20 protein-coding genes are annotated in these 23385 nt (G+C 60.1%); 7 read left to right on the forward strand and 13 right to left on the reverse strand.

The genetic code is table 11. The features are described from left to right. Positions 1–47 precede the first annotated feature (47 nt). The 4 genes from M3P88_RS13100 to M3P88_RS13115 form a co-directional block, all read right to left on the reverse strand. The gene (locus tag M3P88_RS13100; RefSeq protein ID WP_249616450.1) at positions 48–1913 is read right to left on the reverse strand and encodes a methyl-accepting chemotaxis protein; all 1866 of its coding nucleotides are present in this window, start codon (positions 1911–1913) and stop codon (positions 48–50) included. Positions 1914–2205: 292 nt separating this feature from the next. After that, on the reverse strand, positions 2206–3831 hold the full coding sequence (locus tag M3P88_RS13105) for a 3-(methylthio)propionyl-CoA ligase (protein ID WP_249616451.1): 1626 nt from the start codon (positions 3829–3831) through the stop codon (positions 2206–2208). A gap of 145 nt (positions 3832–3976) precedes the next feature. Further along, a complete protein-coding gene (locus M3P88_RS13110) occupies positions 3977–4504 on the reverse strand; it encodes a response regulator transcription factor (protein WP_349629062.1) in 528 nt (175 codons plus the stop codon). After that, on the reverse strand, positions 4501–5745 hold the full coding sequence (locus M3P88_RS13115; protein WP_249616452.1) for an ATP-binding protein: 1245 nt from the start codon (positions 5743–5745) through the stop codon (positions 4501–4503). Before M3P88_RS13115 ends, M3P88_RS13110 begins: the two co-directional genes overlap by 4 nt. Positions 5746–5837: 92 nt before the next feature. Here M3P88_RS13115 and M3P88_RS13120 point away from each other — a divergent pair, with 92 nt between their 5' ends. Next, positions 5838–6428 (forward strand): SCO family protein, encoded by a 591-nt coding sequence (locus M3P88_RS13120; RefSeq protein ID WP_249616453.1) that lies wholly within the window; start codon positions 5838–5840, stop codon positions 6426–6428. On the opposite strand, the gene M3P88_RS13125 is transcribed toward M3P88_RS13120, so the two are convergent. Further along, complete coding sequence (locus M3P88_RS13125; RefSeq protein ID WP_249616454.1) at positions 6425–8062, reverse strand: methyl-accepting chemotaxis protein; 1638 nt, start codon at positions 8060–8062, stop codon at positions 6425–6427. The genes M3P88_RS13120 and M3P88_RS13125 overlap by 4 nt on opposite strands. Before the next feature lie 207 nt (positions 8063–8269). Between M3P88_RS13125 and M3P88_RS13130 the strand changes: the two genes are divergently transcribed. After that, positions 8270–10222: a TonB-dependent copper receptor gene (locus M3P88_RS13130; protein ID WP_249616455.1), complete on the forward strand. Its 1953-nt coding sequence runs from the start codon at positions 8270–8272 to the stop codon at positions 10220–10222. Between the two features lie 45 nt (positions 10223–10267). Here M3P88_RS13130 and M3P88_RS13135 read toward each other — a convergent pair whose 3' ends face one another. The 7 genes from M3P88_RS13135 to M3P88_RS13165 all read right to left on the reverse strand — a co-directional run bounded on the left by M3P88_RS13135 (position 10268) and on the right by M3P88_RS13165 (position 16208). After that, positions 10268–10510 (reverse strand): hypothetical protein, encoded by a 243-nt coding sequence (locus M3P88_RS13135; RefSeq protein ID WP_249616456.1) that lies wholly within the window; start codon positions 10508–10510, stop codon positions 10268–10270. Positions 10511–10713: 203 nt separating this feature from the next. Beyond that, positions 10714–12066: an ATP-binding protein gene (locus M3P88_RS13140; RefSeq protein ID WP_249616457.1), complete on the reverse strand. Its 1353-nt coding sequence runs from the start codon at positions 12064–12066 to the stop codon at positions 10714–10716. Next, positions 12063–12725: a winged helix-turn-helix domain-containing protein gene (locus tag M3P88_RS13145; RefSeq protein ID WP_249616458.1), complete on the reverse strand. Its 663-nt coding sequence runs from the start codon at positions 12723–12725 to the stop codon at positions 12063–12065. Before M3P88_RS13145 ends, M3P88_RS13140 begins: the two co-directional genes overlap by 4 nt. 27 nt (positions 12726–12752) lie before the next feature. Next, positions 12753–13301: a cytochrome b/b6 domain-containing protein gene (locus M3P88_RS13150; RefSeq protein WP_249616459.1), complete on the reverse strand. Its 549-nt coding sequence runs from the start codon at positions 13299–13301 to the stop codon at positions 12753–12755. Between the two features lie 199 nt (positions 13302–13500). Beyond that, positions 13501–13770 carry a PepSY domain-containing protein gene (locus M3P88_RS13155; protein WP_249616460.1) on the reverse strand — a complete coding sequence of 90 codons (270 nt, stop codon included), beginning with the start codon at positions 13768–13770 and terminating at the stop codon, positions 13501–13503. A gap of 74 nt (positions 13771–13844) precedes the next feature. Further along, positions 13845–14567, reverse strand: a complete 723-nt coding sequence (locus M3P88_RS13160) for a phosphatase PAP2 family protein (RefSeq protein ID WP_249616461.1) — start codon at positions 14565–14567, stop codon at positions 13845–13847. A 3-nt stretch (positions 14568–14570) separates the two neighbouring features. Next, positions 14571–16208: a phosphoethanolamine transferase gene (locus M3P88_RS13165; protein WP_249616462.1), complete on the reverse strand. Its 1638-nt coding sequence runs from the start codon at positions 16206–16208 to the stop codon at positions 14571–14573. A gap of 160 nt (positions 16209–16368) precedes the next feature. On the opposite strand from M3P88_RS13165, the gene M3P88_RS13170 reads away from it, so the two are divergent. Then, the gene (locus tag M3P88_RS13170) at positions 16369–16626 is read left to right on the forward strand and encodes a hypothetical protein (protein ID WP_249616463.1); all 258 of its coding nucleotides are present in this window, start codon (positions 16369–16371) and stop codon (positions 16624–16626) included. A gap of 16 nt (positions 16627–16642) precedes the next feature. On the opposite strand, the gene M3P88_RS13175 is transcribed toward M3P88_RS13170, so the two are convergent. After that, entirely contained in the window at positions 16643–17641 is a 999-nt protein-coding gene (locus tag M3P88_RS13175; RefSeq protein ID WP_249616464.1) for an isocitrate/isopropylmalate dehydrogenase family protein, read from the reverse strand. A 211-nt stretch (positions 17642–17852) separates the two neighbouring features. Here M3P88_RS13175 and M3P88_RS13180 point away from each other — a divergent pair, with 211 nt between their 5' ends. The 4 genes from M3P88_RS13180 to M3P88_RS13195 all read left to right on the forward strand — a co-directional run bounded on the left by M3P88_RS13180 (position 17853) and on the right by M3P88_RS13195 (position 22965). Next, positions 17853–18980 carry a serine/threonine protein kinase gene (locus M3P88_RS13180; RefSeq protein WP_249616465.1) on the forward strand — a complete coding sequence of 376 codons (1128 nt, stop codon included), beginning with the start codon at positions 17853–17855 and terminating at the stop codon, positions 18978–18980. Between the two features lie 66 nt (positions 18981–19046). After that, positions 19047–20024 carry a DMT family transporter gene (locus M3P88_RS13185; RefSeq protein ID WP_249616466.1) on the forward strand — a complete coding sequence of 326 codons (978 nt, stop codon included), beginning with the start codon at positions 19047–19049 and terminating at the stop codon, positions 20022–20024. A 181-nt stretch (positions 20025–20205) separates the two neighbouring features. Beyond that, entirely contained in the window at positions 20206–21552 is a 1347-nt protein-coding gene (locus M3P88_RS13190; RefSeq protein ID WP_249616467.1) for an MFS transporter, read from the forward strand. A 285-nt stretch (positions 21553–21837) separates the two neighbouring features. Further along, on the forward strand, positions 21838–22965 hold the full coding sequence (locus M3P88_RS13195; protein ID WP_249616468.1) for a serine/threonine protein kinase: 1128 nt from the start codon (positions 21838–21840) through the stop codon (positions 22963–22965). Positions 22966–23385: the final 420 nt, after the last annotated feature.

Raw genomic sequence — 23385 nt, forward strand, 5'->3', positions numbered from 1 at the left:
GAAGCTGACGGTTTTGGAATGGCTGTTACGCACAGCCCCGCTTACTGTTAAATACGGAAGCGGCCGAACTCGGCGTCCATGCGTCGGGCGGCGGTGTCGAGGGTGGTCAGCGTGCTGCTGACGTCCTGCAGCCGGCTGTCGTTCTCCAGCACCTGGCTATTGATCTGCTCGGTACTCTGCGCGATCTGGGTGGTCGCTACCTGCTGCTCGCTGGTCGAGTGGCTGATCTCGCCCATCTTGGCGACCACCTCGCCCATCGCGCGGCGGATCCGCTCGATCTGGTCGGCGGCCTCGCGGGTCACGGCGACGCCACCCTCGACCGACTCGACGGTGCGGTTGACGTCGCCCACCGCCTGCTCGGTCTCCTCGCGGATGGTCGCAACCATGCCGGCAATCTGCTGCGTCGCCTGCGCGGTACGCTCGGCAAGCTTCCTCACCTCGTCGGCGACCACCGCGAAGCCGCGGCCCTGCTCGCCGGCACGCGCCGCCTCGATCGCGGCGTTCAGCGCCAACAGGTTGGTCTGGTCGGCGATGTCGCGGATCACGTCGGTGATGCCGGAAATCTCCTGCGAACGGGTACCGAGCACGCCCAGCATGTTATCCAGCGCGCGCACCGAGCCTGCCGTGCCTTCCATGTTCTCGCACAGCCGGCTGATGCCCTGCGCGCTGGTTTCCAGCTCGCCGCGCGTCGCGCGTACCAGCTCATCCGCCTGCTGCGCGCCGTCGGCGATCTGCGCGATGCTGACGGTGATCTGTTCGAGCGTGGCCGCGTTGGCGCTGGAAACGTCCGACAGGCCGCGCGAACCGGCCGCCACTTCGCTGACCAGGCGGCTGGAGTCGGCCACGCCGCCGGCGACCTGCCCCGCTTCGCCGCGCAGGCTGCCGAACAGGGAACGCAGGCCGGCAACAAAGGTATTGAACGCGCGGGCGGTCTCGGCGATCTCGTCCTGGCCCTTGACCGGCAACGCACGGGTGAGGTCCGCATCGCCCTGCGAGATGTCGCGCATCGCGTCGCGCAGCACCAGCAGCCCGCCCAGCATGCGGCCGATCACCAGCGAGCCGACAATCAGGAGGACGGCAAGGATGGCGGCACTGGTCGCAGCCAGCGTATAGCCCAGGCGGGTGACCGGCGCGTTGAGTTCGGCCTCGTCCATCGCGACGCCGACCAGCCAGTCGCTGCCCGGCACCGCCTTCACGCCGACCGCCATGCTGCGCTCGCCAAACTTGAACACCACCGGCTCATGTTCGCTTGCCAGCTGCTGCAGGCGCTCGGCGCTCAGGCCGCTGGCTACGGTCTCCAGTTTCTTGCCGGCGAGTTCCGCCTGCGGATACGCGATCAGCGTGCCGTCCTTGCCGGACAGGAAGGCGAAACCGTCGGCGCGGATCTCGCGCGCCTGCAACTGCTTGACCAGCGCGTCGATGAATACGTCACCGCCGACTACCCCGCCATCCGCCAACGGTGCCGCGACGGTCACCATCATCCGCTTGCTTTCGCCGTCGACGTACGGCGGCGTCACGACCGGCTTGCCGGCCGCGCGCGCGGCCTTGAACCAGTCACGGCTACTGGCCTGGTAGTCGGCCGGCGGCACCCACTCGTCGGAAAACAGCGTGCGGCCGTCGCCGTAACCGGCGTAGGTCACGTAGAAGTCGCCGCTCTTGGCAAGCAACTGGAACTGGGGCAGCGGCGCCTCGGCTGCGGCGGCCCCGGTCAGCGCCGCCACCACGCGCTGCCGCTCCTGCAGCCAGTTGCCGACCAGCTCGGCCTCGCCGTCGACCGTCGACGTGATTTCCCCGTCGGCCGCGGCGACCATCGCCTCGCGCATCTGGGAGTACGACACCCCGTACAAGGTAGCCGCCAGCGTGACCAGCAACAGCACGCTGACCGCCAGCAATTTGTGCTTGAGTGAATGCATTTTTCGCCTTTTGGTTGATATAGCCGGCTTCTTTTTTATAAGATAATCATATATATATCTACGAATCGGGATACATTCTACTCAAAATAGGACTTCAGGCAAAAAAAATCCCCTGCAGGGTTACCGGCAGGGGCCAACACGAGGAAGAAACATCTTGCCGGCGAACCGGCCGGATGCTTCGAGGGGCTAACACCACAAAAAAACCATCAGGCTTCCGTGTGAAGCTTTACTCTAACGTAATTATTCTAAATCTTCAATGTATTACGTAAGAATATTCACTTACACACAACACTTACCACTTATACGAACTGAACTGTTCGCGCAGCTTCATTTTTTGTAACTTACCGGTCGCGGTATGTGGCAACTCATCGACAAAGGCAACATCATCCGGCGTCCACCACTTGGCGATTTTGCCTTCATAAAAACCGATCAGCTCGTCGCGGGTCGCGCTCATGCCTTCTTTCAGCACCACCACCATCAGCGGGCGCTCATCCCACTTCGGATGGATGATGCCGATGGCGGCCGCTTCGGCGACGGCCGGATGACCGACCAGAATATTCTCCAGATCAATGGAGCTGATCCATTCGCCGCCGGACTTGATCACGTCCTTGGTACGGTCGGTGATCTTCATATAGCCATCGGTATCGATATTCACCACATCGCCGGTATTGAACCAGCCATCGGCCGTATGGTTATCGTCCAGCTCACGGCGGTAGTATTGCGACAACACCCACGAACCCTTGACCTGCAGATTGCCAAAGGCCTTGCCGTCGTGCGGCAGCGGCTGGTTTTCATCGTCCACGATGCGGATTTTCACGCCATAGATAGGACGTCCCTGCTTGCCCTGCAGATGGCGCAAGGTCGCAACATCACAACCGTTGTGCTTGAACTTGGGCGTACTGGTGGTGCCGCATGGTGACAGCTCGGTCATGCCCCACAACTGGCGCACTTCGGCGCCGTGTTCGGCCAACTGGTCGACCATGGATTCAGGCGCGGCCGAACCGCCAATGACGACGCGCTTGAGACTGTGAATTTTCAGATGATTGCGCTGGCAATGCTGCAACAGCATCATCCAGATGGTCGGCACGCCGGCCGCCATGGTCACGCCCTCTTCTTCGATCAGCTCGTACAGATTGACGCCGTCCATCTTGGGGCCAGGCAGCACCAGCTTGGCGCCATTCATCACGCAGCTGTAAGGCAGACCCCAGCCGCTGACATGGAACATCGGTACCACCGGCATCACCGCGCTTTGCGCCGAAATATCCAGACTGTCCGGCAGCGAGCTGGCGAAGGCATGCAATACGGTCGAGCGGTGCGAATACAACACACCCTTGGGGTGGCCGGTCGTGCCGGAGGTGTAGCACAGGCTGGATGCGGTTTTTTCGTCGAATTCGGGCCAGTCCAGCTGGTCGCTATGGCTGTTGACCAGATCTTCATAGCAACGCAGATTAGGAATGGAGCTGTCCTTCGGCATATTGGCGCGATCGGTCATCAACACGAAATGGCGCACCGAAGTCAGCTCGGCAGCGATCTGCTCGACAACAGGCAGGAAAGACAGATCAAAAAACAGCGCCTGATCTTCGGCATGATTAATGATGTAGCTGATCTGCTCGGGGAACAGGCGCGGGTTGACGGTATGACAGATCGCGCCGGAACCGGACACCGCATAGTAAAGCTCAAGGTGGCGATAGCCGTTCCAGGCCAGCGTGCCCACGCAGTCGCCCATCTTGATTTCCAGCGACTTCAAGGCGTTGGCCAGCTGACGCGAACGCTTGCCCAGATCGCGGTAGGTATAGCGGTGGATCGGGCCTTCTACCGTGCGCGATACGATCTCGCTATCCGCATGCCAGGTTTCGGCATGCACCAGCAGGTCCGAAATCAGCAAAGGCATTTCCATCATCTGTCCGCGCAACATCATCTTGTTTTCCCCTCTATCAGTTCTGTTTGCTGCAATGCAAACAACATTAAGGCGGAAACCGAATGAATACTCCAATCACTTTTTCTGATGCAGTCGCTAAAGTTTTGCTGATATAGCCATACCGCCCGTGCGGCATTTGCAGCAATCAGCCGGCAACCGGCCGCTTGGCCAGCATGCGTTGCAAGGTGCGGCGATGCATCTTGAGCGAACGGGCAGTGGCAGAAACATTGCCCTCATGCTCAGCCAGCACACGCTGCAAATGCTCCCAGCTGATCCGTTTCAGCGACATGGGCATCTCGGCCAGGGCAAGGTCAGGGTTTGCCGCCTGTTGGCCGAAGGCCGCCAGAATGGCATCCACAGCGGCTGGCTTGGCCAGATACTGTATCGCACCCAGCTTGATCGCCTCGACGGCGGTGGCGATGCTGGCATAGCCGGTCAGCACGACAATGGCGGCAGCGGGTGCCGCGTCCCGCAGTGGCGGCAAGAGTTTAAGGCCGGAGTCGCCACCCAGGTTCAGATCCAGTACGATGCGCGCCGGCTGCAATAGCATCGCCTGCTGCAGCGCCTCGTGACCATTCGCGGCACAGGCCACGCTAAAGCCGCGCCGCAGTAGCACCCGCATCAGCATGTGGCTAAAGGCCGCATCATCATCCACCAGCAAAAAGTCGCTCACCCGGCCATCTCCATCACAGGCAGGCGCAGCGTGGCGCGTACACCGCCGGCCTGGTCATTACATAGCGTCAGGCTGCCGCCCAAGCGCGATAGGGTCACATGCGATAACAGCACGCCTATCCCCATGCCGCCCACTTTGCCCGAAGGCAACATGGCAAGGCCGGCTCGCTGCAGTTGTGCCTCGGACAGGCAGCCTTCGCGGTTAATAATGGTCAGTTGCAAACTGCCCGCAGCCAACGCCACATCCAGCTCGACGTTGCCGCCCCCCGCATCGGCTGCATTGTTCAGCAAATTAAACAAGGCAGCCCAGAAGCCGTTATCCAGCGCGAGCGAAGGCCCGCCACACTGCTTGCCTTGCCAGCTCAAGACCACATCGGGGCGCAGCGCACGCCAGCCGGCAATGCGTGAGGCCAGCGCATCGAACAAGGGCAGGCATTCGCTGGCGGGCTCGGCATCATGCCGCAGCCGGGACAAGCCCTCGCGGCACTGCGCCAGTTGCTGGCGCATCAGCAGCAGATCGTCGGCCAGTTCGGGATCATCGGCATAGGCATCCGACAACTCGTCCGACAGCAGACTCAGCGTCGCCAGCGGCGTCGACAGCGTATGTGCGGCACTGGCCGCCTGCACCCCCAATGCCACCAGCTGCTCGTTACGCAATTGCGCCTCGCGCGCCGCCGCAAGTGCCGCCTCGCGCCCGGCCAGCTCGCGCGACAGGCACGACACCACGCCGACAATCAGCACAACCGACAGGGCAAAAGTCAGCCACATACCGGCTAAGTGCAGGGTAAAGGCATAAGCCGCATCATCGCCGGCGACCGGCCATGGCAGATGCCAGAAAAAAAGCCCGCCATAAGCCAGCAAAGATAGCCCACCCAGCGCCCAGGCAAAACGCGCGGGCAATAATAAGGCGGCAAACAGAATGGGCGGCAGATAGAGCGAGGCCAGCGGATTGGCCGCACCGCCGCTCAAAGCCAGAATTTCGGTCAGAATCAGCACATCGGCCAATAAGCCCAAAGCCAGCGCATGCATGTGAGCCAGCGCGGCAAACAGCCCGCGTGCCAGCGCCAGATTGATCAGAGCCAGTGTCGCCAGCGCCTGCATGCACAAGCCCCACGGCAAGACGATGCCTTGCCAGAACAGCAGGCCCAGCAATAAGACGGCAGCCAGCAGCATCAGCCAGCGCAACTGGATCATGCGTTGGGCGGCATTGCTAAACAAGATGGGGGATAAAGGCACAGACATGGCTACAACTTTACCATCAGCGCCGGTGAGCCGCGAAGGCTGCGACAATTTGCCGCAAGCCGGCACGCGTACTCAGGGCTTACCATAGCCCGATGAAACCTGCCGCCTTGCTGCCCTTGCTGTTTGCCCTTTGCCTGTCCGCCTGTACACCCGCGCCCTTGCCGTTCAAGGGGAGCGATGTTTCAGGCGAAACCTTTGGTGGCGAGTTCACGCTCAACGCCCACACCGGCCAGCGCGTTTCACTGGCCGATTACCAGGGTAAAGTGGTCGCGCTCTTTTTCGGCTACACCCATTGCCCCGATATCTGCCCGACCACCTTGCTCGAATACGCGGCGGCAATGAAAACGCTGGGCCGGGACAGCGACCAGGTACAGGTCTTGTTTGTGTCGGTGGATAGCAAACGCGACACGCCGGCGGTACTCGCCGGCTATGTGCCGCATTTTGACCCGCGCTTTATCGGCCTATCCGGCAGCACGGCGGAACTTGCCGCCGTTGCCACGCGCTTTCGCATCGTGTCGCAAGTCTTACCGACCGAAGGCGGCGGCTATCTGATCGATCATAGTGCCGGCTCCTATCTGCTCGATAAAACCGGCAAGCTCAGGGTGTATGCGCCTTACGGCACGACACAGGACACGCTGGCACACGACATCAGGCTGTTGCTGGCAGAAACGCGCCAGCCTTAAACGCTGAAACGCGCGATGGCGGTGTGCATACGCTCGGCCGCGCTGCTCACCTCTCCTGCCGCGCCGGCCACCTGACGGACGACCTGGCTGTTTTCCTCGGCCGCCTGCGCGACCGTCTCGACCTGCTGCGCAATCGCCTGATTGGCGGCGCTTTGTTCGGACAGCGCCAGGCTAATCCCTTCGACCTGCTCGAGAATCTGCTCGGCGTTGCCGCGCACCTCGCCGATCGCGGTTTGCGCCTCGCGCGCGCACGCGACGCTCTGCGTAACCTGACCGACCGTCTTCTGCATCGACGCGACCGCCTGCTGCGTGCCGCTGCTCACCTCGCCCAGCAAGCTGCTGATCTCGCCGGTCGACAGGCTGGTGCGCTCGGCCAGTTTCCTCACCTCATCGGCCACCACCGCGAAGCCACGCCCCTGCTCGCCGGCACGCGCAGCCTCGATCGCCGCGTTCAGCGCCAACAGGTTAGTCTGGTCGGCGATGTCGCGGATCACCTGCACCACCGAAGAAATCTTCTGCGCCTGCTCGTTCAACAGGCCCACCTCGGCCGCGCCGGCCTCGACGCTGCCGGCGACCTCGCCGATCTGGCCGACTGTCTGCCTGACCACCGCCTCGCCGTTATCCGCGCCCTCGCGCGCTTGCCGGGACTGCTGGTTTGCCTGCTGCGCGTTGTCGGTAATCTGCTGCACCGCGACCATCATCTGCTCGACAGTCGCCGCCATCGCCACCGATGCCTGGCTGGACTGCTCGGACACGGCCGCTACCTGCGTCGCCGACACCGATACCTCGGCGGCGAGCTTGCGAAAGCCGGCTACCTCGCCGCCCAAATCGCGGAAGGTCGCCGCCAGCGTGTCCAGCAGGCCGTTAAACGCATGCGCCATGCGGCCGACCTCGTCGTTGCGCGCGACCTTGACCCGCTGCCGGAAGTCGCCGTGCACGCTGGCCACCTCAATCATCTGGCTGACCGCCGCCAGTGGCGCGGTCACCGAACGCACGTTCAGGAGGGTGTACAGCAGGCCGCCGACCACACTCGCGAGCAACACACCCGAGAGCAGCAGTAACGTGCGCTGGTAGTCGGCCTGCGCCGCCGCGCGCGCCTCGGCGGCCACCCGTGCCTGCAGCGACACCAGCTCGCCAAGTACCTGCAAGGCCTCGTCCGCCTTACTGTCGTAGTCAACCTGCAGGGTCTTGAGCGCGGCCAGCTCCATCCCCGGCTGGCGCGCGCCGGCACGCAATTTCTCCAGTACCGGCAGACGTGCCTGCGTCAGCGCCTCGTAGCGTTTAACCAGCCCCGCCTCCTCTTCGGTCAGGCTGGTCGCCGTGTATTTTTTCCACAGTTCGGCGTTTTCGCCGATCTGCTTGCCGATATCGGCGTCAAGCCCCGCAATCGCGGCGAAATTTCCCCGCTCGTACTCGTCCAGCATGATGTAGGGCTTGACCAGCATCTCCTCGAGGTTGACCCGGACCTGGCCCAAATCCACCAGCGGCACGGTCCTGTCCTCGTACACGCTCGCCAGCGCCTGGTTGGCGTCCTTCAAGGCCAGCAAGCCCAGCGCGCCGACGACCAGCATGGCCGCCAGCAAGGCCAGCGATTGCCCGTAGAGCCGGGCGCTAATGGAAAGGCTTTTCTTCATGACTTACACCTCGCGAAATTAGTGCAATACACCTAATTCCATCTTGCCACACAAATGACATAGCAATAATGTGAATAACACTTTCCGCACCAAAGTGTTGCACTGCCGCACCAGAACGAGACATGCCCCTGCGACATTCGGTCGCATTCCCGCATAATGCAAAGGGCATTAAGGTGACGGCCAATCCCATCACCCTACGGAGCCTCGATGTCCCGCCGCCCGCTCGTCCTGCTGCCATTCACGCTCGCCCTGTCTAACGTGTGGGCGGCCGACCCGGCCGCCGCCTTGCTCGACGAGATCGTCGTCACCGCCGCACGCAGCATCAGTCCATTAACCGTCACCGCCGACCCGCAGGCACCGCGCCGGCCTATTGCTGCGGCCGATGCCGCCGATTTTCTCAAGACCATCCCCGGCATGAGCGCCATCCGCAAAGGCGGCGCCTCGGCCGACCCATTGCTGCGCGGCCTCGGTGGTTCACGCTTGGCAATGCTGGCCGATGGCAGCTTTCTCTATGGCGGATGCGGCGGACGCATGGACCCGCCCACCGCCTATATCGCGCCGACTGCCTATGATCTGGTGACCGTGATCAAGGGGCCGCAGTCGGTCAAATACGGCATGGGGCTGATTACCGGTGCGGTCAATTTCGAACGCAGCACCGAGCCCTTTGCCCAAGCCGGCATACGCTTGAACGCATCCGCCGTAGGCGGCAGTTTTGACCGCAACGATGAATGGCTGGATGCGACCTTCGGCAGCACCTTGGGCTATGTGCGCGCCATCGGCAGCCAGGCGCATGGCGGCGACTACAAGGATGGCAATGGCGACAAGGTGCACTCGGCTTTCGAACGCCGCAGTGCGACGGTGATTGCCGGCCTGACGCCGGACGAGGACAGCACGCTGGAAATCTCGGCCGACCGCAGTCGCGGTGAAGCCGCCTACGCCGACCGCTCGATGGACGGCAGCGTCTTCGACCGCGACGCGTGGGCCATCAAGGCCGAGCGGCGCAATATCGCACCATGGCTCAGCGCGCTACGCGCCGAATACGGCCACAGCGATGTCGACCATGTGATGGACAACTTCAGCCTGCGTCCGCAGCCGGGCATGAAGATGCTGAGCAACCCCGACCGCACGACCGACAGCGCACAAATTGCAGCCGACCTCAGGCTGGGCACTGCTCCACTCACCGTCGGAGCAAACTGGCAACGGGACGACCATCGCTTGCGCAAGGGGCTGAATTACACCGCCCAAGCGCGCACAGCCGACCAAAGCTTTGACAGTGCCGGTTTCTTCGCCGAAGGCAGTCTGTCGCTGGGCGCAGGTAGCCGCCTCGTCGCCGGTCTGCGTCATGACCGCGTCGATGCGCGCTACGACGCGGGCTTTGCCAATTTGCTGCTGCGCAATACCGAACAGCGCTACCAGCTGAACTCGGGCTTCGCCCGGCTGGAAAGCCGCTACGGACACTGGACGCCTTTTGTCGGTCTGGGACAAGCCCAGCGGGCGCCGGACTTCTGGGAGCGCAACAAGAGCACGCTTGGCAATCTGCCGCTGAGAAAGGAAAGCAATACCGAGCTCGATTTCGGCACGCTGTATAACAGCGGTGCGCTGGAAGCCTCATTCTCGGGCTATCTGTCGCGCATCGACGACTTTATCCTGATTCAGACCGATGACCCCAAGGTCGGCGCGCGCAACGTCGATGCCCGTCGCGCCGGTTTCGAAGCCGAGGCCAACTGGCGCTTCGCGCAAAACTGGCACTTGGGCGCAACGCTGGCCTATGCCTGGGGCGAGAACCGCAGTGACGGCACGGCGCTGGCGCAAACGCCGCCACTGGAAGGATTGCTGACGCTGGGCTGGGAAAACGACAGGCTGGCACTGGCCGCCCAGATGCGCGGTGTGGCCCGCCAGGGGCGCGTGGCACCGGGCCAGGGCAATATTGTCGGCACCGATCTGGGCGAAACCGCCGGCTTCGCGACGGTGGGCCTGAAGGCGGGCTGGAAGTTGAACAAGGCGGTGCTGGTGTCAGCCGGCATCGATAACCTGTTCGACAAGGCTTATGCCGAGCACCTGAGTAAGGCAGGCTATGATGTCGCCGGCTACGAACGGACTTTGCAAGTCAACGAACCCGGCCGTACCTTATGGCTGAAGGTGCAAGGTAGCTGGCTTTGATACCGGAAGGGGGCGGCAGCCTGCCAACAGGCTGTCGCCACGAACCTATTTCTTGCGCGTTAACGCGCGCCAGATAAACCACAACGCAACAATGCCGGCTGCCGGCATCAGAAACCAGCTCCAGCTCTCCCCCGGCTGCGACCAGAATGCCGGCGCCGAAGTCCCCACCTCGGCGCCGGCGATCGCATGGATATTCTCCACGACTGCGGAAGCCTCGCTGCTAGCCTGGCTAGCCATAGACCACAGGGCGGCGGACAAGCCGCAAAGGTATGGGTAGGTTCTGCGCATCGCGTACTCCTTTATCATCCATTGGCACAAGTCATATCAGCATATGCATAAAAAACCGCTCGTGCCGCGCCATCCTCATTGCTGGCAGACAAAAAAAGAGGCCTCCCTTGCAGGAGGCCAACAATACTTTGGATACATCGCCATACAGCATGACACATCTTGCCGGCACGGCCCATGCGACGGATTGTCGCAGCCGCTCAGGCTCAAGCCGGCTTGATACAGGCTGCCAGCCCGCCTTCGGCGCGGTTTTCCAGTTCCAAACGCAGGCCATGCAATTCGGCCACACGCTCGACAATGGATAGCCCCAGACCGCTGCCCAGTTGTTCCTGCCCCGGCGGACGGAAAAAACGCTCGCGTATGCGCGGCATCAGTTCCGGCGCAATGCCTGGCCCCCTATCCTGCACCGTAATGGCATTGGCACCGGCCAGCAGCACTACCTCGCCCCCGGCTTGCGAATAACGGATGGCATTGTCGGCCAGATTGCGCAGCATCAGCGTCAGCAAGGTTTCATCTCCTTGCAGCGGCAAAGCGTGAGCCGGATCACCGGACAAGCTCAGGCTGACACCGCGCTCGGCGGCGTAGCCTGCCGCATCATCCAGCACATGCTGCAACACCCGCTGCCAGTTGACTGCTTGTGCATTTTGCGGCCCGGCCATCGGGTCGAGCCGGGTCAGTGCCAATAGCTGATTGACCAGACGCGAGGCACGGTCGACGCCGACTTCCAGTTGCGCGAGTGCCCGCGCCTGCTCTGCCGCTGGCAAGCCCAGTTGCGCGACCTCGGCCTGAATCTTCAATGCCGCCAGCGGCGTTCTCAACTCGTGAGCGGCATCGGCGGTAAAGCGGCGTTCACGCGACAGCGTATCGGCCATGCGTCCGATCAGGCGGTTAAGCGCAAGCAGCATGGGCGCAGCCTCGGCCGGCACATCGGCGTCGACCGGTGTTGCATCATCCAGCTGGCGGCTATGCAATTGCTCGGCTACGCGGCGAAACGGCAGCAAGCGCCGGGTCAGGGTCAGCCACAACACCAGCAACAACAAGGGCAAAGCCAGCAACCACGGCAGTAACTGCGCCAGCAGGATTTCGCGCGCGACCTCATTACGAAAGGAGAGCTGCTGCCCGACTGCCGCGATGCGGTGCCCGTCCGGCATGGGCAGATAGAGCACGCGCCAGTTATCGCCATCAAGCGACACATTATAAAAACCATGCTGCCCGTCCGGCGGTGCAAAGCCCTGGTCTTCGCCATCGGAAAACACCACCCGCCCCTCATCATCCCAGACGATAAAAGACAGGGCATCATCCTCCAGATTGCCACGTTGCCCTTTCGGTAATTGCTTGGGCAAAAGCGCCTTGCCGCGCGGCAGACGCGCGCCGTCCTCGTCAAAGTCATGCAGATCAGCCGCCAATAATTGCCGGGCAAACTGGATTTGCTGGGTATCGAATAATTCGTCGATCTCATGGCGCACCTGCAGCCAGGCCACAGCGGAACTGCCGCCCCAGATCAGCAAGATGGCGGCGGCAACCGTCAGCATCACCTGCAGGCGCAAACTCTTGCTCACGCCTCGCTCCCCAGCGTATAGCCGACACCGCGCACGGTGCGTATCACCTGACTACCCAGCTTTTTGCGCAGGTGATGGACATGCACTTCCAGCGCATTACTCTCGACATCCTTATCCCAGCCGTACAATTTTTCCTCTATGCGCTCTTTGGGCAGGATACGGCCGCTATTCGCCATCAATAACTCCAGCAGGGTGAACTCGCGCGCCGTCAGTTCAATTTCGCGCCCGGCCTGCACCACCTTGTGTGCCATCGGGTCCAGGGTGATATCACCCTGGGTAAAGATGGGCGAGCTTTGCCCGTGATGACGACGAATCAGCGCGCGCAAGCGCGCCGCCACCTCGGCCAGCGCAAACGGCTTGGCCAGATAATCATCAGCCCCGGCATCCAGACCGCCGACCCGGTCATGCAGTGCATCGCGCGCAGTCAGTACCAGCACCGGTTCCGCCCGGCCGGCCTTGCGCCACGCCGCCAGGATGTCCATGCCGTCCATGCCGGGCAGGCCCAAGTCCAGCACCACGGCGTCGTAAGGCGCAGCCGACAGTGCCGCGAATGCTTCGCGCCCATCGCGAAACCAGTCGGTAGTAAAGCCCAAGGCGGTCAAGCCGATTTTCAGCCCGTCGCCAATCAGTCCATCATCTTCTACCAGCAACACCCGCATACTGCCTCCTTGATTATCCTGCCTCGCTTACGGCCGTTTACGCCGATACGCCTTGACGCCAGTCACCATCGCCCGCGGCAGATTGATCCCTTCTATATGACTCATCAGCAAGGCCGCCAAAATATGCACGCCGGCCAGTGCCATCAGACTATTGGCGATAAGCTCATGGGTATTTTCCAGCCACTCCTCGCCCCAGAAGGCATCGGTTCCCATCATATAACCGCTCAGGCCTAGCCCGAATACCAGCGCCATCAGCGCCAGCATCATCAGGGCACCTGCCGGATTATGCCCCGGATGCGGGTCGGGCTCGCCCGTCTTCATACGCTGCCAGTGTGCTAGCAGACGCGGTCGGGTCGGCCAGAAGTCGGCAAAACGGGCATGGCGCGAACCGACAAAGCCCCAGACGATACGCAGCACAATCAGGCTGGTGGCAAGATAACCGGTCCAGCGATGCCCCGCAGCACCGTCTTCCAGTACAAACAGATTCAAAGCAATGCACAACACCAGCGCCCAGTGAAACAGGCGCACCAGCGGATCCCATACCCGTACCCGGGCCAGCGTATCGTTTGCCTGCATTACATACCTCCTGCAAAAAAAGGGGATAGCCCCATTGCAAGTTGGCGCAGACAGGCTTTGGGTTTGGTATCCGCAGCGGGGGACGGGTGGCTGACGCATAAAGAGCGTGCAACACACGCCATAAACACCAACTTGCAATGGCCACATAAACAAGAAAAAAGGGCGCCATCGCGCCCTCCGGTCATAGCCCTTACACCGTTCAATTCCCGATTTCGGATTTCACGGCCTTGCCGGAAACGGTGTCGAAATAGATCTCGGCTTTCTTGCCATCCTTGGTCTTGCCATACATCTCGTAGCAGTTGCCATCAACCTTGAACTTCTTGATGGTGTAACCATCGGCCTCCAGCTTTTTCTTGAAGTCGGCTTCCTTGATCCACTGGTCTTTCGGATGGGCATCGCACTTGGCACCGGCAAAAGCGGCAGTCGAAGCGAAACCGGCCATCATGGCAACGAGCAGCAATTTTTTCATGATCTTCATCCTGGGTTGAGGCCACCTGTCCCGGTGGCGTGATGTCATTACACACCCGCAGCCTTAACCCAAGCTTAAGCAAAATGATTTTTTTGATGCAGCACATGCATCACGTCGTAAAGTGCAAACACCACCACACACACCAGCCATACCACCCAGCCGCTCCACAGATTGTGACTCAGAAAATGCGCGCCACGCACCATCTGCCCGGCCCCCATCAAGGCACCGGCCAATAACCCCGCCATCAGCCAGCCGTACGCGCGCGCGCGATGACTGTCGCGATAAAAAAGATAGCCGGCCATTAAAGCGAAACCGCCGGACGCATGCCCGCCGGGAAAACAATGCCCCGGCCCGGGATGGGCCGAAACTTCGCCAAAGATAGTGAATAACTCGGCCGAGCCGCCAAACTGGGTCAGGCTCCACGGGCAGGAATGCGGGCTGGCGGCTTTAAGCAGCGACACGGCCAGCGTGGCCAGCGCCATCGCCATGCCCGTCGTGAAGATGCGAGCGTCGCGCTGGCGTACCCCTTGGGCCAGCCAGTACAGCGCAATGCCAATCACCGCATACTTGGCCAGACGGTGACTCACCCAGTCCAGCCACACGCTGTCTTTCAATACAAAACTGCCAGAGACCGGGTCATACGCCAGCGTGGCCAACCACAAATCCAGGCTGGTAAAACGGTTCAGCACCCAAAACAAGAGCGCCAGAGCCGCCAGCACCATGCCCTGCGTCAGATAAAACGCCCGCTGGTCGCCGCTGGCAAGCGGCACGGACAGCGGCAAAATCTCGGTGCGCATTGATCAGCCCTTGGGATGGGGTTGGCGGCAGTCGGCAAAGACATCCAGCGGCTGGCGATACTCGCTCGTGGTGATATCCAGCAAACCCAGTACCGAATGAAACAGGTTGTCATGACTGTAAGCGCGGGTCTTTTTGGCGGACAGGCACTGGGTATTCACGGCATTACGCTTCTGGTAACCGTCGGAGAACCACATCAGCATCGGTACCTTGTACTGCGACTCTGGCGCCATAAAGTAGGGTGTGCCATGCAGATAGAGGTTGTTCTCGCCCAGCGACTCGCCGTGATCCGACAGATACACCATGGCGCTGTCTACATCCTTTTGCTGCTGCAAAAGCGCGATGGTGCGCGCGAGGAAGTGGTCGGTATAAAGAATGGTGTTATCAAACGCATTGCCTATTTCCTGTGCCGAGCACTTCTGCAATTCGCTGGTACGGCATACCGGTTTGAACGCCTCGAACTTTTCGGGGTAGCGCTTGTAATAGGCCGGGCCATGGCTACCTTTCTGATGCAGCACAATCAGCATATCGCCCTTGGCGGCCGCCAGTTTTTCCGGCAAACCCTGCAGCAGAATCTCGTCGCCGCATTCTTCCTTATTACACAGCCCCGGCGTTTCCAGATGGGCCATGTCCTCGATCGGCATGCGCAAACAGGTGCCTTTGCAACCGGAATTATTATTGCGCCACAGCACGCCATAGCCGCTGCGCTGCACGATATCGAGCAGGTTTTCCCGCTTCTTGGCGACTTTGGCATCGTAGTCGGCACGCGTCATGCCGGAGAGCATGCACGGCAGCGACACCGCCGTTTCGGTACCGCAGGAGCTGACATCGCTGAAGTTGATCAGGCCGGGCACCTTGGACAGCTCGGGATTGGTATTGCGCGCATAGCCATTCAGCGAGAAACGGTCGGCACGGGCCGTCTCCCCCACCACCAGCACCAACACCCGCTTCTTGTGCGGCAAGGTGGCAAACGACATTTTGCGTGCGTCGGTGGCAAATGGCTGGATCACATCAGGCGTCGCCGTATGCTGGCGCAAATAGGAACTGGTCGCCTGGAGATAGTTGTTCGGCGTCAGCAGATAGCGCAGATCGCGGTGGTTGCGGAACAGCGAGGCGAATTCCTGATAACCGGCCAGTGCCACACCGGCCAGCATCATCGAAGCCACCAACAAGGCGACCATGCGTACCAAGAATTCACGCCACGCCTGCCGGTAATGGATGGGCGTTTTCCACAGCCATAGCGCCGGCAACACGCCCAGCAACACAATACTCGCCAGCATGCGCACGGTAATCAGATCGCGCACTTCAGCCGGATCGGTCTGAAATACGTTCTGCACCATATTCATGTCGATCAGCACGCCATACTGCTGCATGAAATAGGTCGCTGCCGCACTGGTCAACAGCAATACGGTCACGACCGGCTTAAATATCCATGGCCAGGCCAGCAGCAGCAATGCCAGATTAAAGAAGGCCGCCAGCAGTACAAAGGTCAACCCCAGCATCCACACGCTATGGCCGCTCAGCGGCGAAACAATGCCCAGCACACGCTGCCACAAAGGCAGGTTGAACAGGACGACAAACAGCAGGGATAGCACCAAGGCCACAATTTCTGGGCGCTGGGGACGCAGGGCAGGCAGTCGCATATTTGATAGGCAGGAATATTGTTGCGGCAGTTTACCCTAAATAAATTAACGCAAGCTTAAGCATCCAGAAGCCGATAAACATCGGCACAGACTTGCCGCTGCGCGGCAGCGTCCTATCATGGCCAAGGCAGGGATGGCCAATCAGGGAGAGACAGGCGAGATGAATGCAGCCAAACAGATCAGGAAGCTGGTGGAAGACACTAAGGAGCCGGAACAAGTGGCGGTGCTGATTGCGCTAGCTGCTGCGCTGGAAACCGGCACCGCCTTCGATATCCGCACCCTGTACGATATCGATATGAAGTATTTCGACACCGCCATCCAGCTACTGCAGGACTGGCGCTTCGATCACCATATCGCCGCCCGCAGCAAGCTGATCGAACAGATTATGCAGGCGGCCGAATCCTCGCCGCCGGAATAGGCGCAAGGCGCAGCGCTTAATGCGCCAAGCGCGCAAGCACGGCCCGGCCAAAGGCACGCGTCGAGGCTGTGCCGCCCAGATCGGCGGTGGCGATGCCATCAGACAATAACTGCCGGATGGCCGACTCCAGCGCATCGGCCTTGCCCGGCAGTTGCCAGTGGTGACGCAATAGCATGGCAACGCTAAGCAAGGCCGCGACCGGATTGGCGCGGCCCTGCCCGGCAATATCGGGCGCCGAGCCATGCACCGGCTCGGCAATCGCCACGCCCTGCCCCACACTTAGCGAAGGCGCCAGTCCCAGCCCGCCGTTCAGGCCGGCTGCCAGATCCGACAGAATGTCGCCATACAGATTGGGCGCCAGCAGCACATCGAAGGCTTGCGGTGCCTGCACCAGACGCAATGCGGCCGTGTCCACCAGCAACTCGTCAACCGCCACCTGTGGATAAGTTTCGGCCACCGTCCGCGCCGCATCGCGAAACAAGCCATCGGTCAGCGGCAGAATATTGGCCTTGTGGATAATGCTCAGGCGCTGGCGCGCCCGCCTTGCCGCCAACTCGAACGCCACCTCGGCTACCCGCATCGAGGCATGGCGCGTAATGCGCTTGATGGCGGTGGCCGTCTCGCCGTCACTATGCTCTTCGCCGATATACAGGTCTTCGGTATTCTCGCGCACGATCAGCAAATCCAGATCCGCCCGCCCGCCGGCTAGCGGCAAAGAGCGGGTCGGACGCAAATTGGCGTAACAATCCAGCGCGCGACGCAAGGCCACAATCGGGGAGCGGTAGCCTGCCACTTTGCGCGCAGGCGAGCTTACCGCGCCAAACAGCACCGCCTTGCAGTCGCGGGCACTGGCCAGCGTCGCCTCGGGCAGGGCGCTGCCGGTACGGCAAAAAGTGTCCCACCCCGCTTCGTGCTCGCTCATCTGCAAGTCAGGCAGCAGCGCCGTCAGCACATCGACCGCCACCTCGGTCACCTCACGCCCGATACCATCTCCGGCAATCACACATAAACGCATACCCACCCCCATACAAGCAATGACATAGAAGTTAAGTGTTTACCGGCAAGGCTTGCAAGCCTACATCAGCAAAAACACCCTATTTAGCCACGGATGGAACGCCAGTTTTTTGATAGTGAATGAACAGTTTTTGGAATGCCCGCGCACGGCTTAGCGCGTAAAAATACGTCCAAGCAAATCACACCGGTTTTACTAAACGAGGGCATCAACCATGACCAAGATTGTGAACTCCTGGAACGACTTCGACCCGCTCAAGCATGTGATTGTCGGCCGTGCCGACCACAGCTGCGTACCACCAGAAGAACCTGCGACTTCCGAAAAGGTACCCATCGACAGTCCGATGCGCGGCATGTGGGGCCCACGTCCACTGGAAACCGTTGAAAAAGCCAATATCCAACTCGACAACCTGGCCAAGGTTCTGCAAGAGCGCGGCATCAAAGTCGACCGTCCAAGCCCGCTGCAATGGAACCAGCCGGTCATCACCCCGGACTTCCGTACCGGCTCGATGATGACCTGCATGCCGCCACGCGACACGCTGCTCACCATCGGTAACGAGATCATCGAAGCGGCCATGTCCTTCCGCTGCCGCTACTGGGAATACCTCGCTTTCCGTCCGCTGATGTCGCAGTACTTCAACGAAGACCCGGAATTCCTGTGGACCCAGGCACCGCGCCCACGCCTGTCCGACAAGTCGTACAAGCACAACTACTACGACGAAAAGATTTCGCTGGAAGACCGTCTGGTACGTACCGCCAACAAGGACTTCGTCACCACCGAAGAAGAAATCCTGTTTGATGCCGCCGACGTGATGCGTATGGGCAAGGACCTGTTTATCCAGCACGGCCTGACCACCAACCGCAAGGCGATGGAATGGTTCAAGCGCAAGTATCCCGAGCTGCGCATCCATGCCGTCAACTTCCCGGGCGACCCGTACCCTATCCATATCGATGCGACCTTCGTGCCGCTGCGCCCCGGCCTCATCATCAACAACCCGCACCGCAAACTGCCCGAAGCGCAGCGCAAGATCTTCGAACAGAACGACTGGCAGATTGTTGATGCGGCCATGCCTGCCCACAAAGAACCGCCTCCGCTGTGCTACAGCTCGGTATGGCTGTCGATGAACTGCCTGGTCCTCGACCACAAGACCGTGATCGTCGAAGCCTCCGAAGTGAACCAGATGGAACAGATGGACAAGCTGGGCATGAACGTGATCCCGATGCCTTTCCGCGATGCCTACGCCTTCGGTGGCGGCCTGCACTGCTCCACCGCCGACGTCTATCGCGAAGGCACTTGCGAGGATTACTTCCCGAACCAGACAGGCGATATCACCCGCGTCTGACCCTAACAAGGCCCGGCCATCATGGCCGGGCTTTTTTGAAGGATCTCCCTACACAGGAGTCTCATCATGACCACTCCCGCATCCTCATCGACCACCCCCATTAACAAGCAAGTCGGCTTTATTAACGCCTTCATCGCGGCGACCCTGATGGGCTTTGTCGGTTTCTTCGCCCGCCATATCGATGCACAGGGCGACTTCATCGCCTTCTCGCGCATGATGTGCGGCGGCATCCTGTTCTTCGCCATCATTGCCTACAAAGGGCGTTTGCTTGAACTGAAGGAGTTCAAACTCTCGCCGACCATGGTTTTGTCCGGCTTCTTTATGGGTAACTGCCTGTCGGCCTATATCACCGCGACACAACATACCTCGATCGCCAATGCGGTGTTCTTTATCTACATCGGCCCGATCATCTCGACCCTGCTGGCCGTGATCTTCCTCAAGGAAAGCATGAAGCTCGCCACCTGGTTTGCCCTGCTGGCGGTGTTTATCGGCATGATGATGATCTCCGGCCTGATGTCTGTCGATAGCAGCGGCTTCAGCTTCGGCATGCAGTTCTCCGAGAAAACCTTCTTCGGCGACATGATGGCGCTCTACTCCGGCGTGGGTTACGGCCTGTTCCTGTTCTTTGGCCGCTTCCGCACCGAAGTGCCGGGTGACGTACGCGCATTCTGGAACTTCGTGTTCGCACTGGCCGGCATTACCCTGCTGTTCGTCTTCACCAAGCCCACCATCTCGCAAATGACCTCGACTGACTGGATGTGGTGGATCGGCATCGGCATCGTGTGCGGCTTCGGCGCGCTGGGCACCTGCACCATTGCCACCCGTCACCTGAAAGCGGCCGAGTTTGCCTGCGTCTCCTACTGGGAATGCGTGGTGGCAGCCTTGTTCGTCGGCCTGATGATCTACGGTGAACCACTGTCCAGCGCCCAGATGATAGGCGGTGCGCTGATTATCGTTGGCGGCATGAGCGAAGTCGTGATCAGCATGCTTGGCAAGAGCCTCAAGCGGCAGAACAAAACTGTACTGAATGTAGATACGGTATGACATAAGTCATAGTTGATTTGCACCTACACAGTAAAATACCAAATAGTATCAAAGAGCCAGTCTGCGGACTGGCTCCCTCCCTGAATAGCCGCTAGCGCACCATCTGACAAAATCGCTCTCAAGCCAGAACCATTTTGTGAGACGGCAACGTCATCTGTTTTCAGACAATGGAGGGACAGTCATGAGTGCTACACACACTGCAATGCATCCACCGGGCAAGCCCGAACGGGCCAACACACAGCATGAATCCGGCGCCTTGCGCCGTGCGGCCGTTGCCAGCTTTATCGGCAATTTCGTTGAATGGTTCGACTATGCCGCCTATGGTTATCTCGCTACCATTATTGCGCTGGTCTTTTTCCCTCAGACCGACCAAACCACCGGCCTGCTGGCCACCTTTGCCGTTTTTGCCATTTCTTTTATTGTGCGCCCCATAGGCGGCATCATCTGGGGTCATCTGGGCGATAAGGTCGGCCGGCGCAACGCCCTCTCGCTGTCCATTTTGATCATGTCGGGCGCCACTTTCTGCATCGCCTTCCTGCCAACTTATGCCCAGGTCGGTATTCTGGCACCGGTGTTGCTGCTGATCATCCGTCTGGTTCAAGGTTTTTCTGCCTCCGGCGAATATGCCGGTGCCGCCGCTTTTCTTGCCGAATATGCCCCCGAGGGTAAACGCGGCTTGTACACCAGCATCGTGCCGGCCAGCACCGCTGCCGGCCTGCTATTCGGTGCGCTATTTGTTGCCATGCTGCATGCGCTGCTATCAATCGAAGAGCTGCACAGCTGGGGCTGGCGCCTGCCCTTTTTACTGGCAGCGCCTTTCGGCCTGATCGGCCGCTATATCCGTCTGCATCTGGAGGACACGCCTAAATTCCGCCAGATGGAAAAAAATCTGGAGAAGAAAGAACAGGCCCGCAAAGTTCCCATTCGCGAACTGATGGGAAAATACCGGCTGAAAGTCGCCATCGCTTTTGGGGTGACCTGCCTCAATGCCGTCGCCTTTTATCTGATTCTCAGCTATATGCCGACCTATCTCTCGGCCGAAATGGGGATGAGTGCCACCGACTCCTTCCTCGCCTCTACAGTCTCGCTGTCGACCTATATCTTCTTTATTTTCCTGATGGGCATGCTGTCCGACCGCTTCGGCCGCAAGACCATGCTGATCAGCGCCTCCATCGCCTTTATCGTGCTGACCATCCCGCTGTTTTCGCTGCTGGACAGCGCCAGCTTTGCCACCATCTTGCTGGTCCAGATTGCCTTTGGTGCCTTGCTCACCATGAATGACGGCACTTTGGCCTGCTTCCTGTCGGAAATTTTCCCGACCCATGTGCGCTATAGCGGCTTTGCCTTCAGCTTCAATTCGGCCAATGCGCTGTTTGGCGGCACTGCGCCCTTTATTGCCACCTGGCTGATCAGTATCACCGGCAGCAAGATGGCCCCCGCCTGGTATCTGGTGATTGCCGCGGTAGTGGCTCTGGTCGCCATGCTGCTAAGCCACGAGACCGCACATGAGGCGCTCGCTGACGAGTAAGCCCCTGCTTCGCAACAAAGCCGGCCTTGAGCCGGCTTTTTCGTTTTACCAAGCAAAACATACCCACCCAAACCCTGCTGCCGGCCAATCGGCCTGACTGGTTTTTGATAGTCATCGACGGTTTTTTATACAGACAAAACCATTCGCCCCCGAAGCTGTTTATTTCCCAACCGATTTGCCTGTTTTTTGATAGTCACTGGCCGCTTTTTGGAATGCCATCCAGCGTGGCAATGCGCACAATACGTACCAAGCAAGTGAGATCAACCTCCAAAAAGGGAATGCATCATGACCAAGATTGTTAACTCCTGGAACGACTTCGACCCGCTCAAGCACGTGATTGTCGGCCGTGCCGATCACAGCTGCGTACCGCCAGAAGAACCTGCGACTTCCGAAAAGGTACCAATCGACAGTCCGATGCGCGGCATGTGGGGCCCACGTCCACTGGAAACCGTTGAAAAAGCCAATATCCAGCTCGACAACCTGGCCAAGGTTCTGGAAGAGCGCGGCGTCAAAGTCGATCGCCCAAGCCCGCTGAACTGGAACCAGCCGGTCAACACCCCGGACTTCCGTACCGACTCGATGATGACCTGCATGCCGCCACGCGACACGCTGCTCACCATCGGTAACGAGATCATCGAAGCGGCCATGTCCTTCCGCTGCCGCTACTGGGAATACCTCGCTTTCCGTCCGCTGATGTCGCAGTACTTCAACGAAGACCCGGAATTCCTGTGGACCCAGGCACCGCGTCCACGCCTGTCCGACAAGTCGTACAAGCACAACTACTACGACGAAAAGATTTCGCTGGAAGATCGTCTGGTACGTACCGCCAACAAAGACTTCGTCACCACCGAAGAAGAAATCCTGTTTGATGCCGCCGACGTGATGCGTATGGGCAAGGACCTGTTTATCCAGCACGGCCTGACCACCAACCGCAAGGCGATGGAATGGTTCAAGCGCAAGTATCCCGAGCTGCGCATCCATGCTGTCAACTTCCCGGGCGACCCGTACCCTATCCATATCGATGCGACCTTCGTGCCGCTGCGTCCCGGCCTCATCATCAACAACCCGCATCGCCGCTTGCCGGTTGAACAGCGCAAGATCTTTGAACAGAACGGCTGGCAGATTGTTGATGCAGCCATGCCTGCCCACAAAGAACCGCCTCCGCTGTGCTACAGCTCGGTATGGCTGTCGATGAACTGCCTGGTACTCGACCACAAGACCGTGATCGTCGAAGCCTCCGAAGTGAACCAGATGGAACAGATGGACAAGCTGGGCATGAACGTGATCCCGATGCCTTTCCGCGATGCCTACGCCTTCGGTGGCGGCCTGCACTGCTCCACCGCCGACGTCTATCGCGAAGGCAGTTGCGAGGATTACTTCCCGAACCAGACAGGCGATGTCACCCGCGTCTAAGCAGGACACGCCGGGCTAGCGCCCGGCATATATAAAAAGCAGTACACATCCGCCATGCCCATGCATGGCGGATCAGCCCGAATCCCATCCGGGCACCATGGCAAGCCCCTCTTTTTCAGAGTTGGCACCATAGATGCATGCAAGCGGGCATTCAAGCACGGTTTGTTCTCCTCCTAATGGAGTGTCCGTATCCATGCATCTCCAACTCTGCTTTTATTTTCAGCATCAGGCCATACGACACCGATTCAGCCTGATGCTGACTTTACCCACAGGATTATCAGCATGGCTTTCAATCTGAAGAACCGTAATTACCTGCGTCTGCTGGACTTCACCCCGCGCGAAATCCGTTACCTGCTGGACCTGTCCCGTGACCTGAAGCGTGCCAAATACGCCGGCAACGAAGAGCCGCATCTGGTTGGT

The organism is Craterilacuibacter sp. RT1T (genome assembly GCF_023502145.1).
Taxonomy (GTDB): domain Bacteria; phylum Pseudomonadota; class Gammaproteobacteria; order Burkholderiales; family Chromobacteriaceae; genus Craterilacuibacter.

Excerpts from the sequence above, each read along its gene's own strand:
- M3P88_RS13175 (WP_249616464.1), bottom strand. The coding sequence starts at position 17,641 with ATGCGTTTATGTGTGATTGCCGGAGATGGTATCGGGCGTGAGGTGACC.
- M3P88_RS13135 (WP_249616456.1), bottom strand. The coding sequence starts at position 10,510 with ATGCGCAGAACCTACCCATACCTTTGCGGCTTGTCCGCCGCCCTGTGG.
- M3P88_RS13145 (WP_249616458.1), bottom strand. The coding sequence starts at position 12,725 with ATGCGGGTGTTGCTGGTAGAAGATGATGGACTGATTGGCGACGGGCTG.
- M3P88_RS13195 (WP_249616468.1), top strand. The coding sequence starts at position 21,838 with ATGACCAAGATTGTTAACTCCTGGAACGACTTCGACCCGCTCAAGCAC.
- M3P88_RS13185 (WP_249616466.1), top strand. The coding sequence starts at position 19,047 with ATGACCACTCCCGCATCCTCATCGACCACCCCCATTAACAAGCAAGTC.
- M3P88_RS13190 (WP_249616467.1), top strand. The coding sequence starts at position 20,206 with ATGAGTGCTACACACACTGCAATGCATCCACCGGGCAAGCCCGAACGG.
- M3P88_RS13160 (WP_249616461.1), bottom strand. The coding sequence starts at position 14,567 with ATGCGCACCGAGATTTTGCCGCTGTCCGTGCCGCTTGCCAGCGGCGAC.
- M3P88_RS13155 (WP_249616460.1), bottom strand. The coding sequence starts at position 13,770 with ATGAAAAAATTGCTGCTCGTTGCCATGATGGCCGGTTTCGCTTCGACT.
- M3P88_RS13125 (WP_249616454.1), bottom strand. The coding sequence starts at position 8,062 with ATGAAGAAAAGCCTTTCCATTAGCGCCCGGCTCTACGGGCAATCGCTG.
- M3P88_RS13170 (WP_249616463.1), top strand. The coding sequence starts at position 16,369 with ATGAATGCAGCCAAACAGATCAGGAAGCTGGTGGAAGACACTAAGGAG.
- M3P88_RS13165 (WP_249616462.1), bottom strand. The coding sequence starts at position 16,208 with ATGCGACTGCCTGCCCTGCGTCCCCAGCGCCCAGAAATTGTGGCCTTG.
- M3P88_RS13180 (WP_249616465.1), top strand. The coding sequence starts at position 17,853 with ATGACCAAGATTGTGAACTCCTGGAACGACTTCGACCCGCTCAAGCAT.
- M3P88_RS13120 (WP_249616453.1), top strand. The coding sequence starts at position 5,838 with ATGAAACCTGCCGCCTTGCTGCCCTTGCTGTTTGCCCTTTGCCTGTCC.
- M3P88_RS13115 (WP_249616452.1), bottom strand. The coding sequence starts at position 5,745 with ATGTCTGTGCCTTTATCCCCCATCTTGTTTAGCAATGCCGCCCAACGC.
- M3P88_RS13105 (WP_249616451.1), bottom strand. The coding sequence starts at position 3,831 with ATGATGTTGCGCGGACAGATGATGGAAATGCCTTTGCTGATTTCGGAC.
- M3P88_RS13100 (WP_249616450.1), bottom strand. The coding sequence starts at position 1,913 with ATGCATTCACTCAAGCACAAATTGCTGGCGGTCAGCGTGCTGTTGCTG.
- M3P88_RS13150 (WP_249616459.1), bottom strand. The coding sequence starts at position 13,301 with ATGCAGGCAAACGATACGCTGGCCCGGGTACGGGTATGGGATCCGCTG.
- M3P88_RS13130 (WP_249616455.1), top strand. The coding sequence starts at position 8,270 with ATGTCCCGCCGCCCGCTCGTCCTGCTGCCATTCACGCTCGCCCTGTCT.